Consider the following 16,894-nt stretch of genomic DNA (forward strand, 5'->3'; position numbering starts at 1 on the left):
ATATTACTATTTAAAGGGGTTAAAAAAGTTTAAATTTTATACTTTTGTCCCTTTGAATAATATTTTAGACTTATGAACAAATTATTTTATATAGTATTTTCTGTTTTGATTTTATTTTCTTTAGGGTGCAAAGAAGAAGAAATAGTAATTAATGTTGAGGAATTACCCGATGATAAAAAGAGTTTTATAGTAGGTGACAGTATTCTCCTCAAAGGAGAAAATCTTCATGAGGTTAACAAAGTATTTCTTGAAATTGAAAACGGTGAAACTATAAGTGCTGGTTTTAAGAGCATAGCAAGTACTTATGATCAAAATCATGATTTACAAGAAGATGAGTTGCTATTATACATACCAGAAACATCCATCTTATTGGGTAAAAGAGTGGAGTTGATTTTAGGTAGAGAAATTGATGATCCAAAAAACGGAACTTTTTATCAGGAAGAAAAAACAGGTATGTTTTTTGAAATTTTAGCACCTGAAATTAGATCAGTTTCTCGCTATGAATTTAATGATAAAGAGCCCTCCTATATTGTATTAGATAATTTTAAATTAAAAAGTAATTATTCAATAGACATTATTCAGTTTCGTGAAGTGGAGGATCCGAATGGTAAAATATTATATTATTATAGCAGACCTGAAGTGACCATCATTAGTGATGATTCTATTAAGTTGGAAACGAGTCGTAGAAACGGCCCCGTTTTTTTATGCTTTGGTTGGGAAGGGGATAATACAGGAAGTACCTATAATAATTTAACTGACGTTAAAGCAAATTTAATATTAAAAACTGACAGCATGAAGATGTATAACAGTTATACACTACCTGTGGATCAATTATACGCCCCTGGTTCATTTATGTTGATTACAGGCGAGCATACAAACAAGTTAAATAGCTTCTCTGAAGCTAAAGTTGGAGGTTATCCTGCAAGAAAAGGTTTTGATTGGCCAGGGGAGATTGGTATGGTTATGCCTACTACTATTCCGTTTAGTGATGGTGATAAATTTGAAATGGTACTTCCAAAAGAAAGCGGTTATTTGAATTTTGATAACTCTCATAATTATTTAGAATTTGTTGAAGGTAAATTTAGAATTGTTGATGAAGCACAAGAATATATGAATGTGGAAACTAATGTATATTACAGAACGCAATTTTTGAACTATGCAATTGTAACTACACAGAATGATACCTTATGGTATAATTCGCTAAGTGCTACTGATTACGAAACAAGCTCAGGTGTAAATTTTGGAATTAAGTTAGAAAAGCCAACTTTATCTCAGGGAACATATCAATTATTAATTTATTCTGATGACAGGAAATATCAATTAAAGCCAGCAGGAAATATTAGCTTTTCGGTAAAGTAGTTTTTTGAAATTGGAATTAGGTTTGCAAAACATCAATTTCCTTGGCTTTAAGGATTTTTGCTTTAATGACAAACAGTATTTGGTGGTTTAGACTGACTACGAGAATATTTTACCATGAAAATCGAAACTTTCACTTTCGATTTTCATGGTTGATATTATTTTTCTTATTCAACCAACTTTTCATATTTTTCAAACTCTTCCTTAATTCTCTCAGCAATTTCATATGCTGAAGCCCTAGCAATAAATGAATCCGCTAAATCCAGGAAATGGATAAAGTCTGTTAATTCATCACTCTCCAGTTGAGTTAAAGAGGCTACTAATGATCTATTAAATTTTTTATCTCTTATGATTTTGTCATCTTCATCAGCTTTAAGAGCATAATACTTTACTTTTTCTTCAAATTCACTGCTCAATTTTCTTGTGATGCTTTTTAATGGGTTTGTTATCACATATCCTAAACCACTATTCAGACTTCGGTTGTAAAGAGGAGGGATTTCAGACCTTGGCTTTGCGGGTTTCATGCCATAGGGTAAATTTTTACCGTCATCCTGCATAGGCATTGCGATCAATTTTTTACGGAAATCATTCGCAGTTTTAGGCAGGTTGCTTACGATCACTTCTTCAAGCTGAATTAGGTTAGGTTTTAAGAGAATCGAGATCCGGTTTTTTGTTTTCACGATAAACTGCTTGGTGATATAATTAATATTACTCACTATCAAAGTGTCACCTACTTCGCTCTCTATTTTAAAATTCCCAAGTTCTGAAGAAATTGCCATTTTATTTTGACTGATATTGACAATATGAGCGCCCTCAATGCTTAAGCCATCAGTCGATGATTGAATTATACCTGTTATGCTTTGAGTGAAAGCTGTTTGGATAGTTAAAAAAGAAATTAGTAAGCAAAAGGTCGATTTCATTTTTAAATGAAGGATTTACAGAAATACTCATTGCTAAACTAAAAGTCAGAAGATATATTATGTATTTGTTGAATAGTTTTTAATACATGAGTAAATGGGTTTTGATTTTTTATCTATTGGAGGCATTGGAATCTCTTTTGTTTTAGTTCAATTAAAACTGGCACTTATAGTTTTGCATAGCACCCTTCATTATTGTCAATCGTTTTATCGATGTTATTTTGTACAATAATTTTGCCTTCAATAATAACCTTAGGTTGATGTAGAATACTGATATTATAATATTTTATTATGTATATCATAACAAAATTTAATATTGTAAAAATCCATATAGTAAAACATTATTGTATAATTTCCCATTTTATAAAATTATAGTATATCTAATAGTGAGTGATGAAATTATATATGAAGAAGTTGATTAATCTAAGTTTGGTTTTGGTATTATTCCTTCTGGTTTCATGTGGAGAAACTGAGACCAAAACCATAAGCTCTACTAGCGTTGAGATGCTAGAAGAATACCCAATGGAAGGTTCAAATACTGTCACTGGTATTTGGAAGGTTGATTTGAAGGCTGTTGACCTTAATAAAATCAAGAATGCAAAGGTAACTTCTATCAATGTAGAAATGGTAGAACCCTCTCAATCAGATGTTATTACAGACATCATTATGCAATTGGCAGCTTCAGGTGCAAGCATGCAAAGGGTCGGTGTTCTTAATCCAGTTCCTGGAGATAGTAAATCTTTTGAAATGTCAATCGCAGAGGAGCAAGAAAACTTAGTTGATCTATTAAAACAAGACGAAATTACATTTGTGGCTGATGTGAATCTTAATACTGAGCCTTCAAACGGCTTTTCAATCAAAACTACAATAGGATTTGAATTAGAAGTTAAACAATAAAGAAAAACAGATGAAGAAGTTAATTATATTTTTATTAACCATAGCAGCACTTTACATTACTGAATCAGTTCAGGCCCAAGATGCAAAAGATGGAGATGCTTTAATTGGAATATGGGAGCCAAGTCATGGGAAGGCTAGAATCAAAATAGACAAAATTGCTGATAAATATTATGGCAGAATTGTTTGGCTTAAAGAACCCAATGACCCTGAAACAGGAGAGCCAAAACTCGACAAAAATAATCCTGATGAATCCATGCATTCTGCTCCTTTTAGAGGTTACAGAATGCTTAAAGATTTTCAGTATATGGGAGATGGAGAATGGGCTGAAGGAACAATATATGATCCAGAAAATGGAAGTACCTACAGTTGTGTGATAAAATTAGAGGATGAGAACACACTGGATATTCGTGGATACATTGGAGTGAAGACTTTTGGGCGTTCGGATGTATGGAAACGATTAATATTGAAAAAATGAGTGGTATGAAAACAGCCATTACTTCAATTTTAGCTCTATTTTTCTTACTGCTTTCTATTTCAAATGCTTACTCACAAGAGGAAGCAGAAGATGAAGAAATTGATTGGGATGCTTACGGGGAGGTGGAATATGTTGGTGGTCAAACTAAATCATATGCAAATGCTAAAATCGTAGGCTTGAGCCCTGCTAAGTTTGTGACGATCGGTTATGAACAACAACTCCCCTATGATGTTCGATTTTCAACAATCGATAAAGATGCATTCCCTTTTGATCAAGATAGAGAAGAAGCAATAGATGATAATTTAGCCCAAACTGACAGGGTAGGCTATACTGGAGGTTTAAGAATTAATGCTAATATTCCAGTGATATCTACTAACTCTTTTATTTGGCAAATGGGATTTAATTATATGCAATCAGCATACCGATTCAACGAGGATGACCTTTTAGAGGGTGGCTTGAAAGAGCAATTAGATGGAAGATCTCTACACACTACTGGCCTTTTCACTACTTTATACAAACCATTTAATGAAACAACATTTATGCTTTTGCAAGCACAAGCAGATGTGAGTGGTGATTATGATTTAAGTAATTTAGGAGATCAATATTTAAGATATTCAGCAGCTGCTTTGTTTGGTAAGCGTCCACATGACCGATTGCAATGGGCTGTTGGTTTGAGTAGAACCTACAGGGTAGGAGCTCCTAATTATGTTCCGATTATCTTGTATAACTATACATCTCCTAATAAGAAATGGGGTATTGAGGCGCTTTTACCTGCAAGAGCATTTTATCGCTATAGCATCAATCAAACCAATCTACTTTTAGCAGGATTTGAATTGGAAGGAGCAAGTTATCGAATAGGTGGTTTGTCTAATCCAACTGCTGGTCAAATAAGTAGTTTCGAAATTCGAAGAGGGGAGATCAAGGCAAGATTAGAATACCAAAGGAGATTAGTAGGATTTTTCTGGTGGTCAGTTCAAGCAGGAGTCAGAATAGATTATTCTTATGATGCGGATTACTTAGATAATGGTGATGAGACCTTAAGAGTTTTTGGAATTTTGGGAGATGCACCTTTTTCTATGAGAAATTCATTAGGACCTGCACCTTACTTTAACTTCTCTATCAGTTTTGTAAGTCCTTAGATTAAAATTTGAAAATAGATATTGTAGTATTAAAAAGGCTTGAAAATTTCAATTTCAAGCCTTTTTAAATTATTTCTATAGACTTTAGTCATCAATTTTTAAAGTAAGCACTGGTCTTTTGGAGTGGTTTACAACATCTTCGGCTATACTTCCGCTTAATAAATGCATTAAACCTTTTCTACCGTGGGTTCCCATAGCTATCAAATCAATTTTATTTTCTTTAGCGAATTCAAGTATTCCTTCTTCTTCATTAATGCCATTGTGAATGTGTTTTTCAGCCTCCAAACCATTGTTTTTCATATACTCATCCATTCGTTTATATGTAGTGGAAGAAGACTCAAAGTTGTTTGGTGTATTCACTTTCAATAGATGAATTTTAGCGTATGAGAAATGAGCAATTTCCTTAATTTTTGCTGCCAATTCATTATCATCATTTTTCAGAGAAGTAGCAAATACTATATTGTCAATATTAGCTAAGCTGATTTCCTCTTTTAGTGTTAGTACAGGGCATTTAGCATTTCTAACTACTTTTTCAGCATTAGAACCAATTAATATTTCATCAACTCCACTACTGCCACTTGTCCCCATTATTACCAGTTCAGGCTCATATTCATTGATGATACTAGCAATATTATAATAAGTATTTCCTGCTTTTAATTCGGTATTAAGTTTGACATCTTCCAGAAGGTCATCATTTCTAAGTTCCTTCAATTTTTTCTTGCCTTGTTCAATCATTTTCATAACAAAAACACCTTCCATTCCATCAATATTAGTAGCTTCTCCCATGGTATTGAATGAAGTTTGACCTGGAATTTCCACTACGTGCAATAGGATTAATTCTGAATCTGTTTTTTTTGCAATTTCTACAGCTAATTTTAATGCATATTTAGCTTGGTCTGAAAAGTCGGTTGGAACCAATATTTTTTTCATAGTGATATAGTTTTCGATTATTGTTCAATTAAATATACGAATCTTATGCTAAAATGATGGGGAAAGTACTATAAAATATGTTTTAAAGGTCTAGAATCGAAATACCAAATAAGACTACAAACAATAAAGTTAATAAAGCTAAAATTTTCAACTGTGGATCAAATTCTTTTGAATTTTCTGCTTTAAACATATTTACTAAATGCTTCCCGAAAAAGAAATAACAAAGAACTAGATATAAGATAGTTCTGTAATTTTTTGTTAAGATTAAAAAAACAACTGATGCTAATAAAGCAGTGATGATAATGGTAGCATGATAAATTTTAGCCTTTCGTTTGCCAATTCTAACTGGGATACTATTTTTTCCTGCAGCCTTATCTGATTTGATATCCCTAATGTTATTGATATTCAAAACCCCTGTGGCAAACAATCCACAGCTAGCAGCAGGTAATAAAATTAAGGGCTCCAGACTTCCAGCATGTAGAAAATAGGTACCGCAAACGCCAACTAGACCGAAAAAAATAAAAACTGAAATATCGCCCAATCCACTGTATCCATATGGTCTTTTTCCATTGGTATAAGCAATAGCTGCCGCAATAGCAGCTAGACCCAGGCCTAGAAAAACATAAAAAGCAGTGCTGCCAATCCCAACTGAAAAATGTAAAAGTAAAATACCACTTACAAAAGATAAGATAGCAAAAACGATAATGGAATTGAACATGGCTTTAGAAGAAATACTGCCTCTTTGCACACTGCGTTGAGGGCCTTCCCTTTCTGCGCTGTCGGCTCCGTGAACGCTATCACCGTAATCGTTCGCTAAGTTGGAAAGGATTTGCAGAAATAGGGTAGTGGTCAAACTTAAAATACAGACTGATAAGCTGAAATCACCATAAAAAGCAGCCAAAAAACTACCCATTCCAATACATGATAAAGCCAAAGGCAATGTTCTTAGCCTAAAAGCTTCTAACCAATTTTTGAGCATGCTTATAATTTTTCGGCTATCTCACCCGGGTTTACAGACGATGGATAAAAACTGATTTCCGTTCCATCATTGGAAACTAAATATTTACAGAAATTCCAAGTGGGCTCTTTGCCAGTTTTTTCTTTTAAGAATTTGAAAAGAGGGTGCTGATTTTTTCCTACCACTTCCATTTTAGAAAACATGGGGAAAGTAACGCCATAGTTTTTCTCGCAGAACTGAGCAATTTGTTGGTCGCTACCAGGTTCTTGTCCGCCAAAATTATTTGCTGGAAAACCTAAAACAGTTACTGTATCGCCAAAACTCTCATGTAATTCTTGTAAATCAGCATATTGAGGTGTATAGCCACACTCACTAGCAGTATTGACAATTAATATATTCTTACCTTTAAAATCGGCAAAATTAATAATTTCACCCTCTAAAGACTGTATTTCAAAATCGTATATGCTCATAGCTTTTTCGTTTTCATTTGAAGTTGTGAAAATAGATAAATTCAGCAAAAGAAACAGGATTTGGAGATGAATGTTCATTGTTGGAGAGGTTTTGATAAAGGGGATAAGAATTTAGGCTCAATATTTAATCACACAAATTCTCAATTAGGAATTTTGTTTTTTCTTTAAAGTTAGCGTTGATTTCCCCTAGTTTTATGTCAACCAGTGATTTTTCTAGAGTGGCAATTTTATTAATTCTGATTTCTGAAGCTTTTAAGAGTCCGAATTTTTGCCAATAATCTCCTAATGGAATGCAAAATGAATCATTTAAAATTTTGGTAGTGATCCGACAAACAACTATATCTCCATCTTTAGAGTCTTGAATTATTAAAGCGGGTCTCTTTTTAGCTTTAAGTCCATTTGTGAATGGAAACTTTAGTAATACTATATCACCAAATTCAAAATCCATTTCAATTATTTAATTCATCATAAATAGCGTCCGAATCATCATAACCTTTCAGAAATTGTTCCTCTACATTTGCTTGAAAGGAATCTTTCTTTGAACTCTCATCCCACAATACAATGACTTTTAAGTCACTGTCAATGTACCTATTAAAATCCTTTAAGTTTTCTTCAGGAATTTTAATTTTTCCATTTTCTATTTTTGATTGAAACTCTATAGCTTTCATAATCTTAAGTATTACTTTATAAAATATACGAAAAAGTTTCTAAATGATTGATGTTTGGTAGTATTTCCCATAAAAAGATAATATTTCTCTCTATGTATTTACTGTTTTGCAAATTCCGGTCGGACCTGCGGTACTGACCTAATTACAATCGATTCCGTTTTTTCAATTGTCTACTAATCCTACATTTTCTCAGGAACTTCTGCTCCCAATAAATTCATCGATTTTTCAATGGTTTCAGCTACTATTTTAGAGAATCCTATTCTGAAAGCTAATGCATCTTGATCAGATTCATTGAAAATGGAAACTTCCGAATAGAATTTGTTATAAGCTTTGGCTACTTCATACACATAATTAGCAATGATGGAAGGTGCATATCCATTTGCAGCTTCCTCTATTTTGTTAGGGAAATCTATGATCAATTGCAGTACATTGTTTTCAGTAGGCTCTAAAGAGTTTAGATTTTCACTTACCTTAGGTTCAATTCCTATTTGCTCCGCTTTTCTTAGAATAGCACAAATTCTGGCATGTACATATTGAATAAAAGGACCAGTATTTCCCTGAAAATCAATAGACTCTTCAGGATTGAACATCATTCTTTTTACTGGATCAACTTTTAGCAAATAATATTTCAAAGCGCCCAAGCCTAATTGACGGTAAAGTTCTTGGGCTTCCTCTTCATTAAAGCCGTCAATTTTGCCTAATTCATCTGTTCTGCTTTTGGCAGTGGCAAACATATCTTCCATCAAATCATCTGCATCTACCACTGTTCCTTCTCGGGATTTCATTTTACCTGTTGGTAAATCCACCATGCCGTAAGATAAATGATAGCAGTTTTTAGCCCATTCGTATCCAAGTTTAGCTAAGATGATGAAAAGTACCTTGAAGTGGTATTCCTGCTCGTTTCCTACTGTATAAATTTGTTGTTCGATTTTAGGGAAGTCTCTGTATCGTAAAATGGCAGTTCCAATGTCTTGTGTCATATAAACGGAAGTGCCATCTTTTCTGAGCAATAATTTCTCATCCAAGCCTTCTTCTGTTAAATCAATCCAAACGGAACCATCTTCTTTTTTATAAGCCAATCCTTCTTCAACAGCACGAAGTACTTCTTCCTTGCCTAATGAGAAAGTCTGGGATTCGTAATATAACTTATCAAAATCCACTCCCATGGTTTTGTAGGTGTTTTCAAAACCTTTATAAACCCAGCCATTCATCTTTTCCCAAAGCTCATAAGTCTCAGGATCTTTTTGTTCCCACTTCAGCAACATATCCTGTGCTTCTTTCATGATGGGGGCTTCTTTCTCAGCTTCTTCTTTAGTCTTTCCCGCCTCGACCATTTCAGCAATTTGGGTTTTGTATTTTTGGTCGAAAATCACATAATATTTCCCCACCAATTTATCGCCCTTCATGTTGGCAGATTCAGGAGTTTCTCCTTCGCCAAATTTCTGCCAAGCCACCATGGATTTACAGATATGAATCCCTCTATCATTGATGATTTGCACTTTATGGACTTTATTTCCATTGGCTTTTAAAATCTGAGCAACAGAGTAGCCTAGGAAATTATTTCTTAAGTGACCTAAGTGCAAAGGCTTGTTGGTATTTGGAGAAGAATATTCTACCATTACTTCTCTACCCGTTTCGGCTTTAAATCCGAAATTTGGTGTGTTTAATATATCAGAAGCAATTTGCAGCCATACTTTATCAGCTATCACTATATTCAAAAAGCCTTTCACCACATTAAATCCGCTAACCATTTCAGCGTTTTCCTGCATGAATTTACCAACGGCCTCGGCAGTTTGCTCAGGCTTTAATTTTGAAAAGCGTGACAGTGGAAAGCAAACTAAAGTATGGCTTCCTTCGAATTCTTTTCTGGTAGGTTGGATTTGAATAAGGTTTTCATCCAAATCTTGTTCAAATAAAGATTTAAATGCTTTTAAAGATAATGCTTTAAGTTCTTCTGTTAAATTTAACATGATAGAGAATTATTTAATAAATAGTGAATTGAATGATTAAGCTTTGGGTAAAAATACTTCTGCCATCATGCACCTGGCACTTCCACCACCTAGAGCTTCAATAGTATCCAATGAGCTACTTATAATTTCGCAATATTTTTCAATTCTTTTAACCTGTTCTTCACTTAATGATTGATGGGCAGCTGCAGACATCACCAAATAGGGCTTTCCATCTGTTCCATTTACTTGCAACATATTTCCTGCGAAATGGTGTTTTTGCTCTTCGCTTATTTCAATTACCTCTTTACCACTATTGTGCAAACTTTCAATAACGGTTTTTCTTCCTTTTTTATCGTCAATTGAATTTGCACAAAGAATAGCGAAATCATTAGCAATGCACATCATTACATTGGTGTGGTAAATTGGCAGTCTTTTGCCATCTACTGTTTGATTTGCTGTAAATTTTATGGCTTTGTAACCAAATTTATCACAGAACTCATCCAAAACTTTTTCGTCTGTTCTGAGCGAAATTGCTATATAGACTAACTTGTTTGGACGATCTAATATCATACTGCCAGTACCTTCCAAAAAGCGATCTTCAGCTTCATAATGTGAGAAATCTATAATCTCACTTATTTTTAGACCTTCTTTGCTTTGAAGTTTCTCTAGAATATCGGGTCTTCTTTCAAGCCTTCTGTTGGGAGCATACATAGGATATAAACCCACTTTCCCGTCTTCATGAAAAGAAACCCAATTGTTTGGGAAAATAGAATCAGGTGTACTTGGATCAGGCGTATCTTCCACCACAATTACATTGATCTTTTTGCTTCTAAGTTTATCAACAAAGTGGTCAAATTCTTCAGCCGCTTTTAATTGTGTTTCGGATGCACTTAATCCTTCAATTGCTTTTTGATAATAATTATTCACGGCAGTTTGTTCGTTAAATCGGAACTGAACCGGGCGAATCATCATTAATGTATTGGTACTTTGCTTATTTTCCATCTGACTAAAAATTTTCAAAAAGAATAAAAATTATTTTATTTCGCTCTTTCAAGCGGTAAAGTTGAACATCTTAACAAACCTTCCATTTTAGAAATTTCAGCATAAGGCACTTTTTCAACCGTATATCCTTTTTCCTCCAAAATGCCTGCTAAGCGAGTGAAATTTTCTTCCAAAACCACCACTTTAGGGCTGATTGAGAAAACATTAGAGTTCATTTCGTACATTTCGTCTCTGGTGATGTGGATTAAATTTTCCTCACCGAAATAATCTTTCAGGTAATTGTAGTCTTCTTCTAATTTGAACCCACCTTTGTAAATGATAGCTTGATTTTCACCTATTGGCTGAAAACAGCAATCTAAATGCAAGGCATTGTCTTTGGCTACTTCATCTGATTTATTGAGCTGAAATCCTTTTACTTTTTTGTTTGGAAATTCATTAGCTAAAAATTCTAATCCCGCTCTATTGGTTCTAGATACAATATATTTCTCGAAATCTTCTTTTTCAGAATAGCCCACAAAAATATGGTCTTTCCAAGGCATTACATCTCCGCCTTCAACGCGCACATCCTCTGGAACTGTAACAATTTGCTTTGGATTTATTTGCTCTAAAACATATTGAATGCCCTTGATTTCCTCTTTTCTGTCTTTAAGAATTCTAGGTTTGATGAATTTATCTTCAATTACAAATCCAATATCTCTTGAGAAAATCTGATTATAATCTTCTATGATTTCCGGTCGGTAAACTTTTACTCCGTGTTTCTCTAAAACCTTTGCAAATGCCTCCATTTCCTTCACCATATCGGCTTCTTTGGGATAAGTCCCTGCAGCAATATGTTCTTTAGACTTAGGATCATAGGCATCATCCAGATTGGGAACATCCCCAACTCCTTTGGCAGTTCCTAATATCACAGCCCTCAATGGGGAAGTCTCATCGTTTACAAATACATTTATCATAAAAAATATTGAATTATTTAATAGAAAAACCCGAATGTTTCAGCGTTAAAATTTTAGTTTTGCAAAGATTGCAAATATAATTCAATATTGCATTTCAACACCGTACTAAACTTTAGTTGAATGAAGAGTTACATAGATTTAATAGAACAAACCTTTTATTGGCCCCAAAAAGAATTTAACGTTGAGGATAATGCCCTGAAATTCCATGATGTCCCTTTAATGGATATTATTGAGAAATATGGTACTCCTCTAAAACTGACTTATCTACCCAAGATCAGTCAAAATATTAATCAGGCGAGAGAATATTTTGCCAATGCATTTAAGAAATTAAATTATAAAGGGGATTATACTTATTGCTATTGTACCAAATCCTCTCATTTTTCTTTTGTGATGGAGGAAGCTTTGAAAGCAGGCGTTCATATGGAAACTTCTTCTTCTTTTGACATTCCTATTGTAAGGAAATTATACAACAAAGGATTGCTTACTAAACAGCATTATGTGGTTTGCAACGGATTTAAAAGACCGCTTTACAGACAATACATAAATGAATTAATAAATGATGGGTTTGAGAATGTTGTTCCTGTTTTGGATGATCTGAATGAAATTGACAGCTATGAAGCGGAGGCTAAAAATCCTTATAAAGTAGGAATTAGAATTGCTTCAGATGAAGAGCCAACATTTGAGTTTTATACCAGCCGATTAGGAATTCGCTATAATGATGTACTGGATTTATATCAAAATAAGATTGCTAAAAGCGAGAAGGCGAAGCTTAAAATGTTGCATTTCTTTATCAATACCGGAATTAAGGACACAGCTTACTACTGGAGTGAATTAGGACGCTTTATTGATAAATATTGTGAGTTGAAGAAAATAGCACCTGAGCTAGATACCATTGATATTGGTGGAGGTTTCCCAATCAAAACTTCTTTAGGTTTTGAATACGATTACCAGTATATGGTGGATCAGATTGTAGAGAACATCCAATGGATATGTGAGAAGAATAATGTGGAAACTCCGCATATCATGACAGAATTTGGAAGTTATACAGTAGGAGAGAGCGGTGCCACTATTTATTCTATTTTGGATCAAAAGCTGCAAAATGATAAAGAGCTTTGGTATATGATAGATGGCTCATTTATTACGCACTTGCCAGATGTTTGGGGTTTAAACCAAAAATTCATATTAATGGCCATTAACAATTGGAATGAGCCATTTCATAAGGTGAAATTGGGTGGTCTTACTTGTGACTCCATGGATTATTATAATTCAGAAGCTCATTCCTTTGAGGTGTTCTTACCTAAAGTGGAGAGAAATGAAAAGCAATATGTAGGCTTTTTCCATACTGGGGCATATCAAGAATCTTTAGGTGGATATGGTGGAATTCAACATTGTTTGATTCCAGCCCCAAAACATGTATTGATTGATAAGGATGAGGAAGGTAAAATTTCAACTAGGCTTTTTGCCGAAGAGCAAACTAGTGAAAGTATGTTGAAAATTTTGGGATACTAGATTCTTTAGAATTTTATTTTATTAAGATTATTATTCCGAATTCTTTCTTTAGTTAATCCTAAGGGAAGAATTCGTTTTTGTTTAGTTAGAGCTCATTTAATCTATTTCTATTTTATTCCAGGAATAATATTCCTTCAATTGATTTTTAGCCTAATCTAAAGCCTAAAATCAATAGAGTTCCTATCTTTGCCCCCAAAGAAATTTATCGCAGCATGTCGCAAAAGAAAATCATAATTACAGGAGGAGCAGGCTTTATTGGCTCAAATTTGGTTGAAAAGTATTTGAATGATGATAGGGTAGAAAAAGTTAGAGTTATTGATAATCTCTCCAACGGCTACTACAGCAATATTGAAGAATTTGTAGGTCACCCTAAATTTGAGTTTTTCGAAGAAGATATTTGCGATTATGATAAGATGTTGGAACTCACCAAAGGCTTTGATTTAATAAGCCATCAAGCGGCTTTAGGTTCAGTTCCGCGATCTATTGAAAACCCAATGCAAAGCACTAAAGTCAATATAGACGGAACGGTGAATATTTTGTATGCAGCAGTTCAAAATAAGGTTGATAGAGTGGTTTTAGCATGTTCTTCAAGTACTTATGGAGATAGTCCAAATTTACCAAAACAAGAAGATATCATTGGGAAACCATTGAGTCCGTATGCTGTAACTAAATATGCGGTTGAGCTTTATGCTGAAGTTTTTCAAAAGACCTACGGTTTGAATTTTGTTGGGCTTCGCTATTTCAATATTTTCGGCCCCAGACAAAATCCTGATAATCCATATGCAGCAGTAATTCCAATTTTCTGTAAGGCTTTTATTCATGGAAATGAACCCACCATTAATGGCGATGGTGAAATCAGCAGAGACTTTACTTTTGTGGAAAATGCTGTTCATGCAAATGATCTAGCTCTCTTTTCGGAAAATAAAGAAGCCTTAAATCAGATTTATAATGTGGCATGTGGTGATCAAATGAGCCTAAATGATATGATTGGTTTATTGCAGGATTTAAGTGGGAAAGCTTTAAAGCCCAACTATGGCCCTGAAAGACCAGGGGATGTGAAACACTCCAAAGCCGATATCTCTAAAATTGAAAATCTATTAGGCTATAAACCTCAGGTTAGGTTTAAAGAAGGTTTAGGTAAAGTGTATGCCTGGTATAAGAAAATGGGTTTTTGATTTTCAGTTGAAAGGTTGATAGTATTTCAGTCTAATAGCTACCTCGATTTTCATTGTCTAGATTAATAATGTCAGCCCTACGGGCCTAAGATTATCTACTTCAGTCCTTGTTACCATAAGTTCGTCCCGAATGGGACTTCAGGTTTGGAGTCATTTCAAAAGAAGAGTATTTATTGCTTAACTAAAGATTAGAGTGTTGAATGAAAGTTTCATTACGTTTAAATTAATTTAATTTTTTGTCTAAATGGGCGCTTCATCCAAATTCCTAAAGTAAAAGAGATATACAATATCAACCCTAAGTTCCGTAGGAACGAAATTATGGTAATCCAAAACCTATAATGCAAAGCAAAGCTCCGTAGGAGTGACATTACCGCTAAAATGCATAATCTATCCATTTTAGAATGGTATACTTTTAAAGTATATAGAACCCTCATCTAAATTTCCCGCCCAATAATTTAACAATTCCCCAAGAAATTGATTAACTTTTGAATGCTTTTAGTCGAAAAATTGTATTAAAAGAAATGTCAGAAACATTCTTTCACTATATCATTCAAAATCCTGACTACCTCATATTGGTAGCAAGTTGTGCTTTTTTGGTATCCTACTTTATAAGATGGGTGCTGAAAAACGGAAATAATTCCGATGATGAAGACGGTGGTGGCGGAGGTGGTTCTAATGAAAATGATGACGATCCTGTTTTGGACCTTCCACCTGGTGTATGTCTTCCAAAAGATAAACCAGAACCCGAACTTACAGCCTGAATCTTATTACTTCTGTTTAAAACTTACAACGGCTTTGATTCCAATGCCTTCTACACTATTTTTGCAACAATTTTAGAGGCTATATCAACTATAATACATTTATACCGTGTATATCCTCATCAGTTAAATTACCCTTCAATCGGAAATAATAGTTTATAGAACATAAAAATCCAGTCATGAAAGATTCTGTTAATGCAGATTATTTAAAAAAAACTACCAAGCCACTTCCGGTAGTTGTTGCAAAAGGAGATGGAATTGGTCCTGAAATTATGGACGCCACTTTAAAAATCTTGGAAGCAGCAAATGTTAGCTTAGATGCTGACCACATTGAAATAGGTGAACAAGCTTATTTATCAGGTAATACCTCTGGAATTCCTGAAAGTGCTTGGGAAGCTATTCACAAAAAGAAAGTAATTCTAAAAGCTCCTATTACTACTCCACAAGGTTCAGGTTACAAAAGTTTGAATGTTACCATTAGGAAATCATTGGGTTTATTTTCAAATGTGAGACCTGCCGTTTCTTATCATCCAATTGTGGAAAGTAAGCATCCTGTCATGGATTTGGTGGTAGTTAGAGAAAATGAAGAGGATTTATATGCTGGAATTGAACACCAACAAACAGATGAGGTTGTACAATGCTTGAAATTGATTTCAAGGCCAGGTTCTGAAAAGATTGTTCGATACGCATTTGAATACGCTAAAAAATATAACCGTAAGAAAGTTACTTGCTTAGTTAAAGATAATATCATGAAAATTTCTGATGGTTTATTCCATAGCGTTTTCAAAGAAGTAGCTAAAGAATATCCAGATATTCAGGCGGAAAGCCAGATTATTGATATTGCCACAGCTAGAATTGCCAACCGTCCTGAGGATTATGATGTAATTGTTACATTAAACCTATATGGAGATATAGTTTCTGATGTAACGGCTGAAATTTCTGGCTCCGTGGGACTTGCAGGTTCTTCTAATATTGGAAAAGAATATGCTATGTTCGAAGCGATTCACGGTTCAGCTCCTGATATTGCAGGAAAGAAAATCGCCAATCCTTCTGGCTTATTGCATGGTGCAATCCAAATGTTGCAATATTTTGGAGAGGTTGAAAAAGCAGCATTAATTCATAATGCCTGGTTGACTACTTTGGAAGATGGAATCCACACAGGAGAAATCTATAAAGAAGGCCACAGCATGCAAAAAGTTGGAACAATGGAATTTGCAGATGCTGTAATTGAAAGATTAGGCCAAGTTCCTCAGCAATTCAAGAAAATTGAAGTGAAGGATGGTGAAGATTTTAGGATCAATATCCAAGAAAAAACGCATACTCCAAAAGAAAAGAAATTGGTTGGGGTAGATGTTTTTATTGATCATAGAGAGAGGGATGCTAATAAATTTGGTGATAGTTTAACAGAAAGCTCAAAGGATTTCTTAAAGCTTAAAATGATTACTAACAGAGGGGTGAAAGTTTATCCTGGTGGTATGGCTTCTACTTTCTGTACGGATCACTGGAGATGTCGATTTATTTCTAAAAATGCTCAAGTAATAGAAGGAAAGCCTGATTACAAAACTATCGATTATAAAGAAGTCTTGGAATTGATGACAGCCTTGAATGAAGCAGGATTTGATATCATCAAAACGGAAAACTTGTATACCTTTGATGGAGAATTAGGGTTTTCTTTAGGTCAAGGAGAATAATAGATCATGAATATTTATGCAGGGGTTGAGCTCAATCTCTGCATTTT

The 16,894-nt window shown here is 34.2% G+C and carries 17 protein-coding genes; 8 read left to right on the plus strand and 9 right to left on the minus strand.

Translation table 11 applies throughout. The features are described from left to right. The first annotated feature begins 72 nt into the window (after positions 1-72). Positions 73-1,359 (plus strand): hypothetical protein, encoded by a 1,287-nt coding sequence (locus tag ABWH96_RS05605; protein ID WP_375580508.1) that lies wholly within the window; start codon positions 73-75, stop codon positions 1,357-1,359. A 164-nt stretch (positions 1,360-1,523) separates the two neighbouring features. On the opposite strand, the gene ABWH96_RS05610 is transcribed toward ABWH96_RS05605, so the two are convergent. Beyond that, complete coding sequence (locus ABWH96_RS05610; RefSeq protein WP_375580509.1) at positions 1,524-2,276, minus strand: hypothetical protein; 753 nt, start codon at positions 2,274-2,276, stop codon at positions 1,524-1,526. 390 nt (positions 2,277-2,666) lie between these two features. On the opposite strand from ABWH96_RS05610, the gene ABWH96_RS05615 reads away from it, so the two are divergent. Genes ABWH96_RS05615 through ABWH96_RS05625 form a run of 3 tightly spaced genes read left to right on the plus strand, consistent with a single transcriptional unit; the run spans position 2,667 to position 4,784 of the window. Further along, the gene (locus ABWH96_RS05615) at positions 2,667-3,170 is read left to right on the plus strand and encodes a hypothetical protein (RefSeq protein WP_375580510.1); all 504 of its coding nucleotides are present in this window, start codon (positions 2,667-2,669) and stop codon (positions 3,168-3,170) included. Between the two features lie 10 nt (positions 3,171-3,180). Continuing rightward, positions 3,181-3,645, plus strand: coding sequence for a DUF2147 domain-containing protein (locus ABWH96_RS05620; protein ID WP_375580511.1), 465 nt, complete (start codon positions 3,181-3,183; stop codon positions 3,643-3,645). Continuing rightward, positions 3,618-4,784 carry a DUF6268 family outer membrane beta-barrel protein gene (locus tag ABWH96_RS05625; protein WP_375580512.1) on the plus strand — a complete coding sequence of 389 codons (1,167 nt, stop codon included), beginning with the start codon at positions 3,618-3,620 and terminating at the stop codon, positions 4,782-4,784. Before ABWH96_RS05620 ends, ABWH96_RS05625 begins: the two co-directional genes overlap by 28 nt. A gap of 84 nt (positions 4,785-4,868) precedes the next feature. Here ABWH96_RS05625 and ABWH96_RS05630 read toward each other — a convergent pair whose 3' ends face one another. From ABWH96_RS05630 to ABWH96_RS05665, 8 genes are all read right to left on the minus strand, one after another. After that, positions 4,869-5,714, minus strand: coding sequence for a universal stress protein (locus ABWH96_RS05630; RefSeq protein WP_375580513.1), 846 nt, complete (start codon positions 5,712-5,714; stop codon positions 4,869-4,871). A gap of 82 nt (positions 5,715-5,796) precedes the next feature. Next, positions 5,797-6,693 (minus strand): 1,4-dihydroxy-2-naphthoate polyprenyltransferase, encoded by an 897-nt coding sequence (locus ABWH96_RS05635; protein WP_375580514.1) that lies wholly within the window; start codon positions 6,691-6,693, stop codon positions 5,797-5,799. Between the two features lie 2 nt (positions 6,694-6,695). Continuing rightward, positions 6,696-7,220 carry a glutathione peroxidase gene (locus ABWH96_RS05640; RefSeq protein ID WP_375580515.1) on the minus strand — a complete coding sequence of 175 codons (525 nt, stop codon included), beginning with the start codon at positions 7,218-7,220 and terminating at the stop codon, positions 6,696-6,698. A 46-nt stretch (positions 7,221-7,266) separates the two neighbouring features. Further along, complete coding sequence (locus ABWH96_RS05645; protein ID WP_375580516.1) at positions 7,267-7,590, minus strand: type II toxin-antitoxin system PemK/MazF family toxin; 324 nt, start codon at positions 7,588-7,590, stop codon at positions 7,267-7,269. 1 nt (position 7,591) lies between these two features. Continuing rightward, a complete protein-coding gene (locus ABWH96_RS05650) occupies positions 7,592-7,810 on the minus strand; it encodes a hypothetical protein (protein ID WP_375580517.1) in 219 nt (72 codons plus the stop codon). A 179-nt stretch (positions 7,811-7,989) separates the two neighbouring features. Beyond that, positions 7,990-9,780 carry an arginine--tRNA ligase gene (gene argS, locus ABWH96_RS05655; RefSeq protein ID WP_375580518.1) on the minus strand — a complete coding sequence of 597 codons (1,791 nt, stop codon included), beginning with the start codon at positions 9,778-9,780 and terminating at the stop codon, positions 7,990-7,992. 36 nt (positions 9,781-9,816) lie between these two features. Continuing rightward, a complete protein-coding gene (gene ctlX / locus ABWH96_RS05660; RefSeq protein ID WP_375580519.1) occupies positions 9,817-10,761 on the minus strand; it encodes a citrulline utilization hydrolase CtlX in 945 nt (314 codons plus the stop codon). 35 nt (positions 10,762-10,796) lie between these two features. Next, on the minus strand, positions 10,797-11,714 hold the full coding sequence (locus tag ABWH96_RS05665; RefSeq protein ID WP_375580520.1) for a dimethylarginine dimethylaminohydrolase family protein: 918 nt from the start codon (positions 11,712-11,714) through the stop codon (positions 10,797-10,799). Between the two features lie 120 nt (positions 11,715-11,834). On the opposite strand from ABWH96_RS05665, the gene ABWH96_RS05670 reads away from it, so the two are divergent. The 4 genes from ABWH96_RS05670 (at position 11,835) to ABWH96_RS05685 (ending at position 16,847) form a co-directional block, all read left to right on the plus strand. Further along, positions 11,835-13,223, plus strand: coding sequence for an arginine decarboxylase (locus ABWH96_RS05670; protein ID WP_375580521.1), 1,389 nt, complete (start codon positions 11,835-11,837; stop codon positions 13,221-13,223). 212 nt (positions 13,224-13,435) lie between these two features. Continuing rightward, positions 13,436-14,398, plus strand: coding sequence for an SDR family oxidoreductase (locus ABWH96_RS05675; RefSeq protein WP_375580522.1), 963 nt, complete (start codon positions 13,436-13,438; stop codon positions 14,396-14,398). A gap of 521 nt (positions 14,399-14,919) precedes the next feature. After that, the gene (locus tag ABWH96_RS05680) at positions 14,920-15,159 is read left to right on the plus strand and encodes a hypothetical protein (protein ID WP_375580523.1); all 240 of its coding nucleotides are present in this window, start codon (positions 14,920-14,922) and stop codon (positions 15,157-15,159) included. Positions 15,160-15,335: 176 nt separating this feature from the next. Continuing rightward, the gene (locus tag ABWH96_RS05685) at positions 15,336-16,847 is read left to right on the plus strand and encodes an NADP-dependent isocitrate dehydrogenase (protein ID WP_375580524.1); all 1,512 of its coding nucleotides are present in this window, start codon (positions 15,336-15,338) and stop codon (positions 16,845-16,847) included. Positions 16,848-16,894: the final 47 nt, after the last annotated feature.

This window comes from Marivirga tractuosa, assembly GCF_042140215.1.
GTDB lineage: Bacteria > Bacteroidota > Bacteroidia > Cytophagales > Cyclobacteriaceae > Marivirga > Marivirga tractuosa_A.